General features: G+C 65.0%; 14 protein-coding genes and 1 tRNA gene. 7 read left to right on the top strand and 8 right to left on the bottom strand.

All coding sequences use genetic code 11. From position 1 onward, the window contains the following. Positions 1–236 precede the first annotated feature (236 nt). The gene (locus NNX35_RS11265; RefSeq protein WP_255867818.1) at positions 237–728 is read left to right on the top strand and encodes an SRPBCC domain-containing protein; all 492 of its coding nucleotides are present in this window, start codon (positions 237–239) and stop codon (positions 726–728) included. Positions 729–737: 9 nt separating this feature from the next. Beyond that, complete coding sequence (locus tag NNX35_RS11270) at positions 738–2,117, top strand: FAD-binding oxidoreductase (RefSeq protein WP_255867819.1); 1,380 nt, start codon at positions 738–740, stop codon at positions 2,115–2,117. On the opposite strand, the gene NNX35_RS11275 is transcribed toward NNX35_RS11270, so the two are convergent. Continuing rightward, complete coding sequence (locus tag NNX35_RS11275; protein ID WP_255867820.1) at positions 2,114–3,823, bottom strand: glycoside hydrolase family 13 protein; 1,710 nt, start codon at positions 3,821–3,823, stop codon at positions 2,114–2,116. The genes NNX35_RS11270 and NNX35_RS11275 overlap by 4 nt on opposite strands. A gap of 276 nt (positions 3,824–4,099) precedes the next feature. On the opposite strand from NNX35_RS11275, the gene NNX35_RS11280 reads away from it, so the two are divergent. Next, complete coding sequence (locus tag NNX35_RS11280; RefSeq protein WP_255867821.1) at positions 4,100–4,615, top strand: DUF4190 domain-containing protein; 516 nt, start codon at positions 4,100–4,102, stop codon at positions 4,613–4,615. Between the two features lie 33 nt (positions 4,616–4,648). On the opposite strand, the gene NNX35_RS11285 is transcribed toward NNX35_RS11280, so the two are convergent. The 4 genes from NNX35_RS11285 to NNX35_RS11300 all read right to left on the bottom strand — a co-directional run bounded on the left by NNX35_RS11285 (position 4,649) and on the right by NNX35_RS11300 (position 9,640). After that, complete coding sequence (locus tag NNX35_RS11285) at positions 4,649–6,010, bottom strand: DUF4032 domain-containing protein (RefSeq protein ID WP_227922831.1); 1,362 nt, start codon at positions 6,008–6,010, stop codon at positions 4,649–4,651. Between the two features lie 105 nt (positions 6,011–6,115). Further along, positions 6,116–7,204, bottom strand: a complete 1,089-nt coding sequence (locus NNX35_RS11290; protein WP_255766603.1) for an ABC transporter ATP-binding protein — start codon at positions 7,202–7,204, stop codon at positions 6,116–6,118. Between the two features lie 166 nt (positions 7,205–7,370). Beyond that, entirely contained in the window at positions 7,371–8,156 is a 786-nt protein-coding gene (gene otsB / locus NNX35_RS11295; RefSeq protein ID WP_255867822.1) for a trehalose-phosphatase, read from the bottom strand. Between the two features lie 2 nt (positions 8,157–8,158). Further along, entirely contained in the window at positions 8,159–9,640 is a 1,482-nt protein-coding gene (locus tag NNX35_RS11300; RefSeq protein WP_255867823.1) for a trehalose-6-phosphate synthase, read from the bottom strand. A 169-nt stretch (positions 9,641–9,809) separates the two neighbouring features. On the opposite strand from NNX35_RS11300, the gene NNX35_RS11305 reads away from it, so the two are divergent. Beyond that, complete coding sequence (locus tag NNX35_RS11305) at positions 9,810–10,679, top strand: thioredoxin domain-containing protein (RefSeq protein WP_255867824.1); 870 nt, start codon at positions 9,810–9,812, stop codon at positions 10,677–10,679. 156 nt (positions 10,680–10,835) lie between these two features. Next, positions 10,836–10,912: transfer RNA gene (locus tag NNX35_RS11310), tRNA-Thr, on the top strand. 501 nt (positions 10,913–11,413) lie between these two features. Here the strand turns inward: NNX35_RS11310 and NNX35_RS11315 are convergent. After that, the gene (locus NNX35_RS11315) at positions 11,414–11,830 is read right to left on the bottom strand and encodes a hypothetical protein (protein WP_255867825.1); all 417 of its coding nucleotides are present in this window, start codon (positions 11,828–11,830) and stop codon (positions 11,414–11,416) included. Positions 11,831–12,812: 982 nt separating this feature from the next. Then, a complete protein-coding gene (locus NNX35_RS11320) occupies positions 12,813–13,175 on the bottom strand; it encodes a hypothetical protein (protein ID WP_255867826.1) in 363 nt (120 codons plus the stop codon). Positions 13,176–13,865: 690 nt separating this feature from the next. Between NNX35_RS11320 and NNX35_RS11325 the strand changes: the two genes are divergently transcribed. Continuing rightward, complete coding sequence (locus NNX35_RS11325; protein WP_255766610.1) at positions 13,866–14,690, top strand: histidine phosphatase family protein; 825 nt, start codon at positions 13,866–13,868, stop codon at positions 14,688–14,690. 54 nt (positions 14,691–14,744) lie between these two features. Further along, on the top strand, positions 14,745–15,119 hold the full coding sequence (locus NNX35_RS11330; RefSeq protein ID WP_255867827.1) for a DUF4259 domain-containing protein: 375 nt from the start codon (positions 14,745–14,747) through the stop codon (positions 15,117–15,119). A 103-nt stretch (positions 15,120–15,222) separates the two neighbouring features. Here the strand turns inward: NNX35_RS11330 and NNX35_RS11335 are convergent, their stop codons facing one another. Then, positions 15,223–16,701 (bottom strand): ATP-binding protein, encoded by a 1,479-nt coding sequence (locus tag NNX35_RS11335; RefSeq protein WP_255867828.1) that lies wholly within the window; start codon positions 16,699–16,701, stop codon positions 15,223–15,225. Positions 16,702–16,783: the final 82 nt, after the last annotated feature.

Genomic DNA, 16,783 nt, shown 5'->3' on the forward strand with positions numbered 1-16,783 from the left:
GACCCACAGCGCCGATGGTACTGCATCCGGGAGGATGTGGGAGAGTAGGTCACCGCCGGACAATATTTGAATACAGGTTGAGCCCGTACCAGTGCTGGTACGGGCTCTTCCTCTTTAACGGGCCGGGCTTGTCGGGCCCCGGCCCCGCCGGCCCCGCCGGCCCCGCCGGCGTCGAGGCAGCAGGCGGCGTCCGCCCGACCCTAGGCAGCCGGCCAGGTCCCGGTAGGCTGGAAAGCATGAGCCCCTCCCTGTTTTCCCACGCCGCCGACCCGGACCCGGAGGGCACTAAACAAGACGTGTCCGTTCCGGACGTCGTGGCGGTTCGGCAGATCCCCCGAGACGCAGAAGAAGCGTTTAACGGATTCACCGATTACCTTCACCTGTGGTGGCCGGAGGACCTTACGGACTTCGGTGAAGGTACACACGCCGAGTTTGAGGGGGGCGTACTTACCGAGACAGGACCCGAGGGCGAAACCGCGGTCTGGGCCACGGTACGTACCCGGGAACCGGACACGTTGCTGGAACTGGACTGGGTGGCTGGCCAGGACCCGCGGATCCCCACGGATGTACGCGTCGACTTCGCGCCGGCGGCTGACGGTTCCACGGTGGTGACGCTCCGCCACTCGGGCATTGACCGGCTACCCGACGGGGCTCGGGAATATGAGCGGCTGCAAAGCGAATGGTCGGAGATCCTGGATCGCTACGCGCGCTTTATGGGGGCGCGGTAGTCTGCTGGCATGTCCCTGGATGCCCTGCACGGCCTCACCCTTAGTGGCCCTGACCTGCTGGTCGAAACATCGCCGGAGGTACTCGCGGCCTATGCCACAGACTGCGGGCCGGTACTGGCCTATATAGAGCCGTTGGCCGTCGTCTGGCCCACCAGTGTGGAGGGCGTGCAGGAGGTACTGCGTTGGGCCTCTGCAACGGGCACAGCCGTGGTACCGCGCGGCGCCGGCACTGGCGTCTCTGGCGGAGCACACGCCACAGGCGGCTGCATCATCCTTTGCCTCGACCGAATGAACCGCATCTTGGAACTCAACCCGCAGGATGAAGTGGCCATCGTCGAGCCCGGCGTGATCAACGCGGACCTGAATGCTGCGGCGGCTGCCCACGGGTTGATGTACGCGCCGGATCCGGCCAGCTACCTGTCCTCAACCATTGGCGGGAATGTGGCCACTAACGCCGGCGGTCTCCGCTGCGCGAAGTACGGGGTAACCCGTGACTCCGTCCTGGCGCTCGACGTCGTGCTGGCCGACGGAACGCTCATCAGCACTGGCCGGCGCACCTTCAAGGGAGTAGCCGGCTACGACCTCACCAGCCTCTTCACCGGGTCGGAAGGCACACTGGGCATTATTGTCGGCATCACCGTGCGCCTGCGGTACCTGCCGGTGGCGATCCGAACCATTGCGGCCTTCTTCCCGGATTTTCCGACGGCGGCCGCCGGCGTTTTGGCGGTGGGCACCGCCCGAGTGCAGCCGGCCATCATGGAGCTGCTGGACGGTGCCACCCTGACCGCTTTGGACGAAGCCCACGGCAGCGCCCTTCGCGCCCGCGGCGATGCGCTGTTGTTGATCCAGACAGATGGTTTCGGAGCCGACGCCGAGGCCGACGTCGTGCGCAGAGTACTCAACGAACTGGGCGGAACGGTAAGCACTGAAGGGGCAGCGGAGGCCGAACGGCTGGTAGAACTGCGCAGGCACAGCCGCGGAGACGCGGTGCTGGACCAGGAGCGGGTAGGGGAGGACGTCGCCGTCCCCCGCTCCGCGCTGGTGCGGTATGTCGCGGAGCTGGAACGGATGGCGGGACAGCACCGGGTCAACCTCAAGGTGGTGGCCCATGCCGGAGACGGCAACCTGCACCCCACCTTTTGGGTGCAGGCTGCCGAGGACGACGGCGGACGCGACCGGTTGGACGCCGCACTGGACGAATCCATCACCGTTGCGCTGGCAATGGGCGGAACCATCACCGGCGAACACGGAGTGGGCCAGTTCAAGCTGCACTGGCTGCCGCAGGAGCAGCGGGCAGAGGTGCTCGAACTGCAGCGCAGGGTGAAATCAGTGTTCGATCCAGCAGGCATCCTTAACCCCGGGAAGGCTATTCCCGGCGAGCCGCACTAGCCCAAGCGCATCCAGACGGTGCGGTTGGGCCGGAGCCGCGCGCCCTCGAGTGCGTCAGGCGAGCTGCCCATCAGCAGCGGCAGATCGGGCAGCTGGACCGGTGCATCGCCCATATTCATGGCCACCAGCACGCCGCCATTCACAAAGGCGACCAGCCCGTCGTCGTCGTGCTCCGGCCACCACGCCAGTGAACCGTTGCCAAGATCCAGTTCGCGGCGCAGGTCCAAGGCACGGCGGTAGAGGTTCAGGGTTGAGTCGGGGTTGCGCTGCTCTATGTCCCGGGAATGCCTTCCCCAAATAGGCGGCTGCGGCAGCCAGCTCTCCCCGGTGGAGCTGAAGCCGTAGCTTGGCAGGTTTGCTTTCCAAGGCAGCGGCACGCGGTTGCCGTCCCGGCCGACGCGGACTCCAGCGGTGCGGTGGAAGGTGGGGTCCTGACGGAACTCGTCCGGAATCATCGTGTGGTCCGGCAGGCCCAGCTCCTCGCCCTGGTAGAGGTAGACACCGCCGGGCAGGGCCAGCATTAACATGGTGGCGGCGCGGGCACGCGCGAGGCCAAGGTCAAGGTCGGGCTGTTCGTCCTGCGGTCCGAGCCCGTCCCCTGTGCGGGGACCGGCCCCGGTCAGGCCGAAGCGGCTGGCGTGCCGGACGACGTCGTGGTTGGACAGCACCCAGGTGGTTGGTGCCCCGACGCGGTCGAAGGCGTGCAGGGAGGACTCGATGACATGCCGCAGGGCCGGGGCATGCCAAGGGTGGTGGAGGTAGGCGAAGTTGAACGTCTGGTGCATTTCGTCGGGCCGGACCCAGTCGCTGAGCCGCTCGATCGGGTCGATGGTCGCTTCGGCGCAAAGCACCCGGTCCCCGTCGTAGGAGTCCAGGATTTTCCGCCAGGACCGGAAGATGTCATGGATGCCGGGCTGGCCGAACATGGGTGCGTCCGAGCCGGGGAATCCCTCGGAGGAGGACCCGTCCGCGCGTCCGCCCCAGTCCGGGAGCCCGGACTTCTTGATCAAAGCGTGGGCGACGTCCACGCGGAACCCGCCGACGCCGCGGTCCAGCCAGAACCGCAGGATCTTCTCAAACTCGGCGTGCACGGCGGGGCTGTCCCAGTTGAAGTCCGGCTGGGAGGTGTCGAAGAGGTGCAGGTACCACTGTCCGGGGGTGCCGTCGGGTTCGGTGATCCGGGTCCAGGCGGGGCCGCCGAAGTGGGACTGCCAGTTGTTGGGCGGGTTCTGTCCGTGGTCTCCGGTGCCGTCGCGGAAGATGAACAGGTCCCGTTCCGGGGAGCCGGCGGGGGAGGCCAGGGCTTTTTGGAAGAGGGGGTGCTGGTCGGAGCAGTGGTTGGGGACCAGGTCCACGATGATGCGGATGTTGTGGCGGGAGGCTTCGGCGACGAGGGCGTCGAAGTCCTCCAGGCTGCCGAAGAGGGGGTCCACGGAGCAGTAGTCGGCGACGTCGTAGCCGGCGTCTTTCTGCGGGGAGCGGTAGAAGGGGGAGAGCCAGATGGCGTCGATGTCGAGTTCGGCCAGGGCGGGGATCTCGGCGGTGATGCCGGGCAGGTCCCCCACTCCGTCCCCACGCAGGTCGCGGAACGAACGCGGGTAGATCTGGTAGATCACCGAGGACCGCCACCACTCACGTCCGGCGGGCGGCTCATGGACGGGGACCAGCCTGGCCAGGCTGGAAGCGGTAGTCAGTTGTTCAACCATTCAGGGCGTCATCCTTCGCGCAGATTTTTTCACCTTACAGTTCCATTTAACGACTCCGGCTTCCGCTGAGTCGGCGATGGTCATGCAGATCACAGGAGATTTACGCCACGCTCTGCAGGAAGCGGGACGTCTGCTCTCCGTTCCGGGAATGGATGGTACGGCTCAGCTTGAATGTATAGGATTGGCGTAGGTCACACCGACTTTGCGTAGTCGGATGGATGTCGAACGGACGCCGTCGCGACCACGCTAACCACTTCATCTTCAGGGGGAATACGCGTGTCAGAGAACCGACCAGAATGGCAGTCCGGCGGCGACCCGGCAGCCGCAAACGATGGTGCTTCGGATAGCGGCCAGTATGCCCCGCCCCCGTCGGCGCCGTCCGCCTACCCCGGGTCCCAGCAGGAAACGGGAAACACCGCGTATCCTTCCTACGGCCAGCAGCCGGAAGTGCCTGCGTACGGACAGCAGCCTGCCTACCCGGGAGCCGGCCAGGACGCGCCGGCCTACGGCCAGCAGCCTGGTTACCTGGCGTACGGACAGGATGCCTACCCCCAGCCGCGGCCGAACCCGGGCCAGGCCATGGGCATCGCCGGCCTCATCACGTCCTTCTTCTTCTCCGTGGTGGGCCTGGTGCTGAGCATCGTGGGGCTGAACCAGTCACGCAAGGCCGGGATGGGCAACACTCCCGCTGTAATCGGCATCATTGTCGGCGGGCTGGGAACCCTCTTCACGATCCTTTTCATCATTTTCATGGTCGCGGTGGTCGCGGCCGAGAGCGGTTCCAGCTACTGACCCGCACAACGGCACCACCGAGGAGCCCCGGCCCTAGGCCGGGGCTCCTCCTGCGTCCAGGATCTCCATAGTCCGGGTATCGGTGCTGAGCAGGATCGCAGCTTCGTCACGCCGGTGGCGAAGGATGGTATCCATGTACGACTGCACCGCCTCGGCCATGGGCACGTTGCGGTTTGCGTTTTCAGACATGTACCAGCGGTGCTCCAGGACTTCGTGCACCACCTCGGCGGCCTCGAGCTTGCTGCCCAGGTCCCGCGGCACGGCCTTGACTATCGGTTCGAAGACCTGCGTGACCCACAGATGAGCGCTGAGCTCTTCGTCGAGTTCCGGATGGTTGGTCACCCGGTAGGAGTCCAGGTCATTAAGCAGCCGGCGGGCCTGGTTCTCCTGGGCATCGATGCCGGTCAGGCGCAGCAGCCGGCGTTGGTGATGGCCGGCGTCGACCACCTTGGGCTGCAACTGGACCTGCGTCCCGTCAGGGGTGGTGCTGATACTGAGCTCGTCGACGTCGAACCCCAGGTCATTGAGGCGCCGGATGCGGGCATCCACACGCCACCGATCAGCCATTCCAAAGGATTCCCGCTCGGTCAGCTCGGCCCAGAGCCGGCGGTAGCTGTCCATGATCCGTTCGCTGGTGGCCAGCGGATCCACGGACTCCTCGACCAGGCCGCCCTCGGCCAGGTCCATCAGTTCCCCGGCGATGTTGACCCGGGCGATCTCCAAGTCGTATTCGCGCTGCCCGTTGGACAATTCGGGGTAGAGCTCCCCGGTTTCTGCATCCACCAGGTAGGCGGCGAAGGCGCCGGCGTCGCGGCGGAAGAGCGTGTTGGACAAGGAGACATCGCCCCAGTAGAAGCCGGCCAGGTGCAGGCGGACCAGCAAGAGCGCCTGGGCATCGATCAGCCGCGTCAGCGTGACTTCGCGCAGGGTCTGGGAGAAGACGGCACGGTAGGGAAGGGAGAAGCGCAGGTGCCGGGTCACCAGTACCGGCTGCAGCTCTTCGCCGGCTGGATCCATGCGGCCGGTGATGACCGCCACCGGAGCCACTGCGGGGACGTTGAGCCGACGAAGCTTGCGCAGCATGTGGTATTCCTGCCGCGCCACGTGTTCGCTGGTTTCCTTGATGGCAATGAGGGAATCGCCGAGCCGCGCGAAGCGGACAACGTGACGGGAAATTCCGCGGGGGAGGGCGGCCAGGTTCTCCTTGGGCCATTCCTCCAGCGGAATGTGCCAGGGCAGGTCCAGCAGGGCCGGGTCCATGGACGCAGCGGTGATGTTCAGCGACCCCAGCGTGTTGATCCGGTTGGTCGAGGAGCGCGTGGTGCGGGGCAGCTTACCGGTCTGCTCCCAGTCCGTGGGTTCGTTCTGCCAGTTGGCAGGTACGGAATCTGTCATAGGCGAAAGCCCTTACGTCTCAGCATGCATTAACGAAAAAGCGGTGGCTCCCCACCTCAAAAGTTTAGTTGAGCAGGGGAGCCACCGCATGTCGTTCCGGCCGGGTTACGCCTGTTCCGCCAGTCGTTCCCCGTTGGAGGTGTCGAACAGGTGCACGTGGCCCTTCTGCGGGCGGACGTGGAGAGTGTCGCCCTTCATCGGAGGACGCCGGCCGTCAACGCGGACCACCATGTCATGGTCCTTGCCGTCGATGGTGCTGTGGCCGTAAACGTAGGCATCTGCTCCCAGTTCCTCGACCACGTCCACCTCGACGCGCAGGCCCTCGCCCTCCGGCACGGTTTCCATGTCTTCAGGGCGGACGCCCAGGGTCACGGTGTTGCCCGCGGCGGCGCCGAGCACCGAATTCTCCACCGGGTACACGGACCCGCCGAAGGCCACGCCGCCGTCCACCACCGGAAGCTCGAGCAGGTTCATGGCCGGGGAACCGATGAATCCGGCCACGAAAACGTTCCGGGGGTGGTCATAGAGGTTGCGCGGGGTATCGACCTGCTGAAGGACGCCGTCCTTCAGCACTGCCACGCGGTCACCCATGGTCATGGCTTCCACCTGGTCGTGGGTGACGTACACCGTGGTGACGCCGAGCCGCCGGGTCAGCGAAGCAATCTGGGTGCGGGTCTGCACACGCAGCTTGGCGTCCAGGTTGGAGAGCGGCTCATCCATCAGGAAGACCTGCGGGTTACGCACAATGGCACGTCCCATGGCAACGCGCTGGCGCTGACCGCCGGAGAGGGCCTTCGGTTTGCGGTCCAGGTAGTCTTCGAGGTCCAGCAGCTTCGCGGCCTCGCGGACGCGTTCCATGCGCTCTTCCTTGCCGATGCCGGCGATCTTCAGGGCGAAGCCCATGTTGTCCGCCACGGACATGTGCGGGTACAGCGCGTAGTTCTGGAAAACCATGGCGATGTCGCGGTCCTTGGGCGGAACGTCGGTGACGTCACGGTCACCGATGAGGATCCGCCCGGAATTGACGTCTTCAAGCCCCGCGAGCATCCGCAGCGAGGTGGATTTTCCGCAGCCCGAGGGGCCGACGAGAACCAGGAATTCGCCGTCGGCGATTTCGAGGCTGAGGTTGTCTACTGCGGGGCGTTCCGTCCCCGGGTAGACGCGTGTTGCCTGGTCAAACGTTACCGTTGCCATGGTGTTTCCCTTCACGGGCAGGTACGTGCCCGACGATCCGTTGTGAATGGAGAGCTATGTAGTTGAGTTGATCACCGCTGGCAGGTCTTCACCGACCTGTGACGCAGCTCACGGGGACAGTATTACACACGTTGTCCAGCTGCGAACGTCCGGCCCGTGCGGGATGTTATCCGGCGACGGCGGCGGCACGAAGCCGCGCAAGTTCTGCGAGTACCGCAGTGAACTCCTCGGGGGAGGCGACCCGGTATGCGGCGGCCGTGCTCCCGTCGCCCACCTTGATCGAGACGTCGCCGGGCTGCAAAGCCGCGAAACCGCGTTCGTCGGTGACGTCGTCGCCGGCGAACAGCACCGCCGTCGCGCCTGTCAGCTCCCGCAGGGCGCGGATACCTTCGCCCTTGTTGGTGTGGACGACGGAGGCCTCCAGGACGGATTTGCCGTCGGTGACCTGAACACCGTCGAGCAGGCTCAGTTCCCTCCGCGCTTCCTCAGTGGCGGCGGCGGCAGCGGCCGGTTCGGAGACGCTGCGGGTGTGGAGGACGACGCCGGCCGGCTTGTGTTCCAGCCGGCAGCCCGGGTGCCGGGCGACCACGGATTCCACCGCTGTACGGGCGCTGGCCAGCAGCTGGGCCTGCTCGGCGGTCAGCTGCAGCGGTTCCTGGTTCGGGCCGGTCCAGGTCTCGGCGCCGTGGCTGCCGATCAGCAGGGTTTCAGGATCCGGGGAGGCAACGGTGCGCAGGCTGTCGAGCGCCCGCCCAGAGATGAACGCAGTGACGGTGTCCCGGAGGGAAGCGAGGGTCCGGACAGCCGCCGCCGATCCGTCCAGCGGGCGGGCATCCTCGGCACGCTCCACCAACGGGGAGAGCGTCCCGTCAAAATCCAGCGCAACCAGCAGTTTTTTGGCGCCTGCCAGGGACTCCAGCGCCGCCTGCAGCTCGGTGTCCAGCGCACTCATAACTACTCCCGGTCCTGATTCTCGGTCTGTTCCCGGTCCTGGTCCTGTTCGAGCGCCTCCAGGAAGTTCTGGGACCACCGCTCGACGTCGTTCTGCAGCACCTGCCGGCGCATCAGGCGCATACGCCGGCTGGCTTCCCTGGCCGGCATGTTTACCGCGGTGAGGATGGCGGCCTTCAGCCCGTCGATGTCGTGCGGGTTGACCAGCACGGCCTGGCGCAGCTGGTCCGCGGCGCCGGTGAACTCGGAGAGCACCAGGGTGCCCGTATTGCCGGTGCGGGCGGCGACGTATTCCTTCGCGACCAGGTTCATGCCGTCGCGCAGCGCGGTGACGAGCATAACGTCAGCGGCAAGGTAGAGCGCCACCATTTCCTCCACCGGATAGCTGTGGTGCAGGTATCGCAGCGCGGTGTTGGAGATGGTGTCGAAGCTGCCGCTGATCCGGCCGACGGTGCCTTCCACTTCTTCGCGCAGCAGCCGGTACTGTTCCACGCGCTCGCGGGAGGGGCTGGCCACCTGGATCATGGCGGCGTTTTCCACAGTGATCCGGCCGTCTTCGAGGAGTTCGCCGTAGGCCTTGAGCCGGTGGCTGATGCCCTTGGTGTAGTCCAACCGGTCAACGCCCAGCAGCACCGTGTCCGGATTGCCGAGTTCGCGGCGGATCTGCTTGGAGCGTTCAATAACGTCTTCGCGCTGCGCCAGCTCGGCGATCTGGCTGGCATCGATGGAGATGGGGAACGCCTCGGCGCGGGAAACGTAGGACAGTCCGTCTTCCGTGGTCACGTTCACCTGCTGCTGGCGGATGGTGTAGCCGGCGAAGCGGCGTACGCAGCGCAGGAAGTTGCTCGCATCGGACGGGCGCTGGAACCCGATCAGGTCCGCACCGAGCAGGCCCTCGATGATGTTCCGGCGCCAGGGCAGCTGGGCGAAGATTTCCAGCGGGGGGAAGGGGATGTGGTTGAAGAAGCCGATCTTCAGGTCGGGCCGGGCCTGCCGCAGCAGCTGGGGGACCAGCTGCAGCTGGTAGTCCTGGACCCAGACCGTGGCGCCCTTCGCGGCGACGGAAGCGGCGGCGTCGGCGAACCGGCGGTTCACGGTGCGGTAGGCATCCCACCAGGTGCGGTGGAACTCCGGGGCGGCAATCACGTCGTGATAGAGCGGCCACAGCGTCGCGTTGGAGAAGCCCTCGTAATACAGTTCCACTTCGTCGGTGCTCAGCGGCACCGGCTTTAGGTACATGTTGTCGTGGTCGAAAGGTTCCACTTCTTCGTCCGGGGAGCCGGGCCAGCCCACCCACGCGCCGTCGGCCTTTGCCATCACGGGAGCCAGGGCCGTGACCAGCCCGCCTGGTGAGCGCCGCCAGGTTTCGCCGTCGGATCCACTAATGCGGTCAACCGGAAGCCGGTTGGACACGACGATGAAATCGAAGTCGCCGTAGCTGTCCGGAGCGTCTTCCTTGGAACTCGGATCCGCGTCAGCGTTCACGAATGGCACCCCTTTATAGATTGGTCGTATATTGCCACTCTAGCGAAGCGGGGAAACTTTGTACCGCCCGCGGGCGTTGGTCGAAAGGTGGTGGGCGCCGTTCCCCCTACACTGGTGATGAGCTGAGCGGCCCCGGAAACGTGGCCGGCGTTGAGAGACATGAGGAATTATGACTGACCGGAACCCCAAGCCGACCAAGGCGGAACGCACTGCTGCTGCCCGCGAGCAGGCGCGCGCACTGCGCGAGGCCCAGCAGAAGAAGGAGCGGCGCAACCGTCTCCTGGTGATCTGGGGTGTTGTGGTGGCCATCGTTGCGGTGATCGCGATTGTGGCCGTAATTGTGGTGAACAGCATGGGCAAGGACATCGCGAACACCGGCACTTCGCCGGCCAATGCCAATGAGTACGGCGGGTTTACGCTGACCTCGACCACCGCGCTGGAGCCCACGGAAACCTTCGACTTCGACACGGAGACGCTGCCGGCCGCGCCGGAGGAAGCCGCCGAGGAGACTCCGATTCCGCCGGGGGTTGAAGCTGCATCGAAGGGTGAGCCGGTCCGGGTGGTGGAATACGTGGACATCAACTGCGTGCACTGCGCAGACTTCGCCGCTACCTACGACGATCAGATCTCCCAGTGGCTGGATGCGGGCGAAATCACCTACGAATACCGCACCGTGGCATTCCTGGACCGCAACTCCACCTCCAACTACTCCTCCCGCGGCGCCAATGCAGCGGCATGCGTGGCGGACCAGAGCCCCGAGTCCTACTGGGACTTCATGAAGGCCATCTTCGCCCAGCACGCCTCCGGTGAAGTGAAGAACGCCGAGCTGGTGGACATGGCTGCGTCCGTGGGTGCCGATACCGAGGGCATGGAAGACTGCATCGACGACGGCACCTACCGTCCGTTCGTGAAGTACGCGGACCAGCTGGCACGGGTGGACGGCATCAACGGCACCCCGACGGCCTTCGTCAACGGCGAGGAAGCGGACCTGAACACCTTCGTGGAAACTGTCCAGGCCGCCATCGACGCCAACAAGTAAGCCTTGCTTGGCCCGGTGCCTGTTCCCCGTGAAACCTTTCCGGTTTCACGGGGGCGGGCGCTCTGGGCTAATCTTGTCTAGCGCTGTTGTTCGCACCCGTTTGTTCGGGCGGACGACGACGGCGTGACCGGCTGGGACTTTTAGCCCGCCGGCCATGCCCCCTTAGCTCAGTTGGCCAGAGCACCTGTCTTGTAAACAGGGGGTCGCCGGTTCGAATCCGGCAGGGGGCTCCACCAAACCCCTCCTGATCAGGCATGACGTCCGATCAGGAGGGGTTTTTCTATGGGCCGCCAGAGGCTCACTACACGTTTACGACACGCTTTCGGCGGAAAAGCTTTCACCCGTCAGGCTGCGGGGCCGCATAGAGACAAATATGTAGAACAGTAAAGAGTCCATGGGACCGAGCACGCACCATGGCATGCGTGAGCAGCTCCTGACCCGCGGGGAAGTCACAGCCTGCCTCCAGATATCCCTGAAGACATTGGCCAACTGGAGTTCGAACGGTCTGGGTCCCCTGCCACTGAAGTTACGCGGGTTCGTCCGCTACGAGCGCGGCACCGTTTAGCCTGGATCGACGACACCGCGAAAATGGCCGCCTTCGATGTGAGCGCTATGCCGGCTGGGACGTCGTGGGTGATGAGAATATCCACAGGGTCACCGTCCATTAGCATTTGGGCTTCGTGCTGGCAACGGGAGGAAGGGCGCCCGGAACGAGCAAGTACTGAGTGCCGGAGTTAGCCGGAGAACGTGTTGGGGATTGCCGTGGGCCCGGTCGGCGCGGTGAAGGACACCGGGCAGTTGACCAGTTCGCGGAACGGGTAGTACAGAACATAGCCGTCGTTATCCGCCTGCCAGTACTTCACCTTCCGGACAGCATCGGTGTAGGTATCGCTGACCGCCGTGTAGACCACTGACGCGCCTGACTCCAGGACGAATTCACCGGCGTTGGGCTCACCTGGCGGAGGGGGCGGGGAATCGTATGTGCCGTAGAGCTCGATGACAGAGCTTTCGCCACGGTCATCGAGGCCCAGGAAGTTGGGGATGTCAGCATTGTCGACGGCGAGAGGCGCCGACGTTCCGTTGGTAAATACACCGTGGGCCGTTACGGTGACGTCGAGCATGGTGTCACCTTCCCAGGCTGGTTCTCCCACCTCGAAGCTAACGGACGTCAGTTGTGCCGAGACTGCGCCTGTGGGGCACTGCATGCGGACGGGTGCCGGAAGCTGCGCAGGCTGCTCCGCGGCTGGACTGGCCGGGGGTGTGAAGGCTGGTTCCGGGTCGGGTGAGGGTGTTGCTTGCGGCGTCTTTAGCTTTGCCGGGCGGGTGAATCTGGGGGACGCCGTCTTGGTCGGGGTAGCTACTACCGGTGTTTGGGTGGTGCTGCTGGACGGTATCGTGGAACTTGCCTTCTCGCCACCTGTGTCGGTCATCCGCAGCGTCACTATTGCTGCAGCGATAACGGCAATCACAATGGTCGCGGCCACGGCCAGCCAAACCCGTTTCTTGAATGTTTCCCCCGAATTCATAGCGGCAGTCTACGTCTCTTGTGCGACACACGTCGCACTGCGTCCCGGGTGTCAGCACCGCCGCTGGTCCACCGTTGCACCACCAACGGCGTTCCTGGGTAACTGTTACTGACCCCCTCGTGGGAGATGCCCAGGAACGATGTCAGCTGGGTCAGGAAAGATGGAATGGACTGTGGCGGGATCCCGGGACAGGGCGGCCTCGGCGCTATAGGACTGAAGCCGACCAGCGCTGCAGCCAGAGCCCGCGGATCCGGGGTGCGCCGCAAAGCTGTCGGGGTCGGATGCAGCAGCGGTAGCCCGTGACGACCTGCTCGTGCTGCCGCGAACGTGGCCAAGAATCCGGAGGCGCACGCTGGCGCTGTATACGACCTGGTTGGGAGCTCGGCGATGACGGCAGGGCAGGGTGCAGATGTTTTCGGCGCCTCCTACTAGCCATCAACGATGAGTAAACTACGTCAGTCAGTCAGCCACTCGAGCGTGCAGGGTTGCTGCCCTTTCAGCCATCGATGCTGATGTCCATCCACTCAGCCTCGCCCGAGAGACTTCCTCAAGCTGGACCCTTCGAACGGAAGCAACCGGCCTAACGGTCTGCCGGGGCGATGCGTTGTTACATGTGAAAACGATGCCACATGTATGTTGCCCAGTAGGCTACCGCAGCGACGAGCAGCCCAAGACCTATGGCCACAATTTGTGAAGGGAAACCGGGGGCGGTGATGTAGGAACACCACGGGTCCGGGTCGTAGACCGTGGGGATAATGCTTGATTGGAACTGCCTCAGCTTTTCCTTGCAGGCCTCTTGAGCGGCAACAACCGGCCAGAGAGCAAGGCTTCCACAAGCAATCGACACGAAAAAGCCTCCCACCTTGGAAGCCTTGTCGTGCAACTCATCAGAGCGTTGTTGAGCTTCGATCCGGCGCTTGTCCTCTTCGCTCGAGTAGGGCGCCCACGGGTTGTCTTCAGGCTCGTCCATGCCGAGAGTATGGTCTTGGCGTCCGAATGAGACAAGGCTCGTGCAGAGAATGCTCCGCTACGCCCTCCCAAGCTCTCGGACTGATGGATCTCTTCGAAGAGCAGCTCGGGACGGCCAGCTTCCCGTCCCGGGTATGGCTGCACTGGACAAGCCGGATCTTGAGCTGCAGCGGATCAGGGACGCGGAAGAGCAGGCGCAGGCGGCGTGCTGCATCTGCCGCGGGACGGTGACGGTCCCGAAGCGTCGCCGGAAGTGGCGCCTCGAAAGCGCCAATCATAGCCAATGTGCTGTGCGTATTCGCTCAGTCTTGCATCCCGGGCTTCCTTGCGAAGGTCGAAGCCGCGCTGGTAAATGCAAGCTGCAGGCAGCGGCAGGTATTGGTGGGGTCCGCGGCTAGGCGGGCCGCGCCCTCCGTTCCCCGGCAAACCCAAGAGGCGGCGAAAGCGGAAGCGGAAGGCGAAGGCAACTCCCTCAAAGAGCCCCTCCGTGGCGAAGGTGACTGCCTAGGTTATCCGCTTCAGGCCGAAGCGAAGACCAACCTATTTCACCACAGCCGGAGTGTGGGCCAACTGGCTGTGGTGAAGGGGAGGAGCCGTCGTTGTGGGGGACGGCTGGACCCTGGTCAGGCACCTCGCCTGACCACCCATAAGATAAAAAGCAGAGTCAGTGCGCACGCGTTAGGAGTCTCCAATGGTCATGCCCCGGAACCTGTTCCTCGTCCGTCACGGACAAAGTGAAGCGAACGTAATGCAAAGGGCAGCCAAGGCCGGGGACCCGAGCCTTTACACCGAAGAGACGATGACCGTCCCGGACCGTTCGTGGCGGCTCACGGAACTCGGGGTCCAGCAGGCCAAGGTCGCCGGGGCATGGATCGCCCGGCAGAATATCGAATTCGACCGCGCCATGGTCTCCGTCTACACCCGGACCCGCGAGACCGCCGCGCACCTCGGGCTGGACGTGCGCTGGGAAGAGAACCGGGTGATCCGCGAGCGTTCCTGGGGCGAGATCGGATCCATGTCAAAGCAGGACTTCGCTCAGAAATATTCGCAGAACGCCGCCTACCGCGAGAGCGATCCGTTGTACTGGGCTCCGCCCGCCGGTGAATCCATTGCCAATGTCGCCGAAAACCGGGTGCGGAACATCCTGAGCACCCTGCACCGCGAAAACGCCCGCGACAACGTCCTCCTGGTGACCCATGGTGAATTCATGTGGGCCACGCGCCTGGTGCTGGAGCGCTGGAGCGACGAAGAGTTCCTGGAACGGGACGCGGACAAAGAGCAGATGATCCACAACTGCACCGTCCTGCAGTACACCAGCACCGATCCGGCCAACCGGAACAACATCCGCGAAAAGCTCAACTGGGTCCGCCGCTGCTGGCCGGTTCAGGTCGACGGCGAATGGACCATGTTCGTCGGCGACTGGGAAGAGTTCGACCGGAAATACTTCACCAGCGAGGATCTCCTGGAGCGGGCCGAAGCAAACAGGCATTTCCTTGAGGGAGCTTTCGGGAGCTGAGCAGGTCCAACCGGCTTCCGCCCCGTAAATTCATTTATCTGCAATACTCGCCGCATGGGTGCATGGGGGAGTGGCATTTTTGCCAATGACACGGCGGCGGACATTCGCGGGGAGTACCGCGAACATCTCGAGGACGAGATTCCGGACGAGGAAGCGACGCGCCTGGTCATCGAATCGTTCGGTTATCTGCTGCGCGAGGACAACGCTGCCGAGTTGTGGGTGGCGCTCGCGGCGGCGCAGTCCCAGGTGGGCAGGCTCGACGACGAGGTGAAAGCCGCCGCGCTTGATGTGATCGATCAGGGCAGCCGCCTCGAGGAGTGGGAGGAAGCGGGTCCGGACGAACTGGCCGAACGTGTGGCGGCCCTCCAGGAACTGCGGGACCAGCTCACCGGGCCGCAACCGGCCCGAATGAAGCTCCGCCGGCGGTAGCCAGCCTGGGAGCACAGGACCATCTAGCCGGTAGGCCGGGCAAGGCCCGCCGGGTAGGCGGACGGGAACACGCGAAGGGCCGGCGCACAGGTCCGGGCAGGACCTAAGGCGTCAAACCAAACGTGTACCCCACGCTGACCCCGGGCTGCGGACCTGCGCCGCCGTGTCCGAAGCCCGCGCTACCGGCGGCGCCGTCGTCGTCCCCGGAACCGTCTCCACCTGCACCCAACAGGCTTCGGGTCAGTGCCTCTCCCTGCCCCATCAGCTCCTGCGCCGCTGCGGCCAGATGGGAATCGCCGGGTTTCTCGCCGGCGTCCACTGCCCGCAGCACCGCGCGGCGCACCAGCTCCCGGGCAAAGGACGCTGTTGCGCCCTCGGACTGCTCGGCCGCGGCCTGAAGTGCGGCATCGGAGAACACCCCGGCGGGGGCATAGAGTTCCAGCAGCCGGACACGGTTCTCGACGCCGGGCAGCGGGATCCGGACGGCAAGGTCCACCCGTCCCGGTCTCTGCACCAGTGCCCGTTCGAGGGCCTCGGCGCGGTTGGTGGTCATCAGGAACACGACGTCGGCGTCCGCATCCAACCCATCCAGGGCATCCAGGACTTCAAAGAGCAGCGGCTGCGGGCCGTGGCCCATGTTGCGGTCCTCGGCCACCAGGTCAATGTCCTCGAGAATCACCATGGACGGCGCCATGGCGCGGGCCAGCCGTGCGGCCTCACCCACCAGGTGCAGCGAATTCCCGGCCAGCAGCACCGCCGTCGTACCCACACTGGCACTGAGCAGGTGGCGAACGGTGTGGGTCTTTCCGGTGCCGGGAGGGCCATAGAGCAGGACGCCGCGTTTCAGGTGCTGTCCATGTTCCCGCAGCACCTCCCGGTTCGCCGCGATGCCGAGCACATGACGCCGCACGCGTTCGAGCACCTCACCGGGCAGGATCACTTCCTCCGCAGGCAACGACGGGCGGGCGAGGAAGGTGACGCCGGCGCCCTGCTGGCCGTACGGATCGAAGGCGAAGGAGACAACCTGGCCGCGCAGGATGCTGTTGGTGCGCAGTTCTTCCTGCAGCTCGGCCAGGAAGCCCACGGACGCTTCACGGTTCCGGCCCAGCACCGCCACGTCCGCTCCCGAGCGTCCGTACTGGGGGTTGGCGGCGCGCTGCAGCACGGCAAGCGGAACACCTTCATAGGCGAATAACCGCAGCCCCAAAGCCACCACCTCACGGGTGCTCTCCGGCCCCACAGCGAGGTTCACGAAATCGGGCTGGCCGATCCCCACGGGTCCGTAGCCTTCCAGAACGATGTCGGCCAGGGATTGGTGCTGTCGCTGCTGCCCGCCGCCCACCCCGATGAGCCGGGCCGCCGGATCCCGTCCGGCGATCTTCTCCAGGGAAATGTCCAAGTCCGCGAACCGGTGAACCGGAACATCCTGCGACACAATCGGCACGTCAGCCGCAGGCACGCCGATATGCTCCGTCAGCACGTCAAGGATGCGTTCCCTGCCATCGTTTCGCGTCAGATGCTCCCGCGAGAGCTCGATGGCGCGGTTGAAGTTGCTAAGGAATTCCCCCAGTTTTTCATCCATGCGGGCAGAGCCTAGCACCAGCGCAAAAAGGCGGCGCCTCCCATCGGGGAGGCACCGCCTTCACTGCACTGCACTGCAGAGG

Source organism: Arthrobacter sp. zg-Y844, assembly GCF_024385465.1.
Classification (GTDB): Bacteria; Actinomycetota; Actinomycetes; order Actinomycetales; family Micrococcaceae; genus Arthrobacter_B.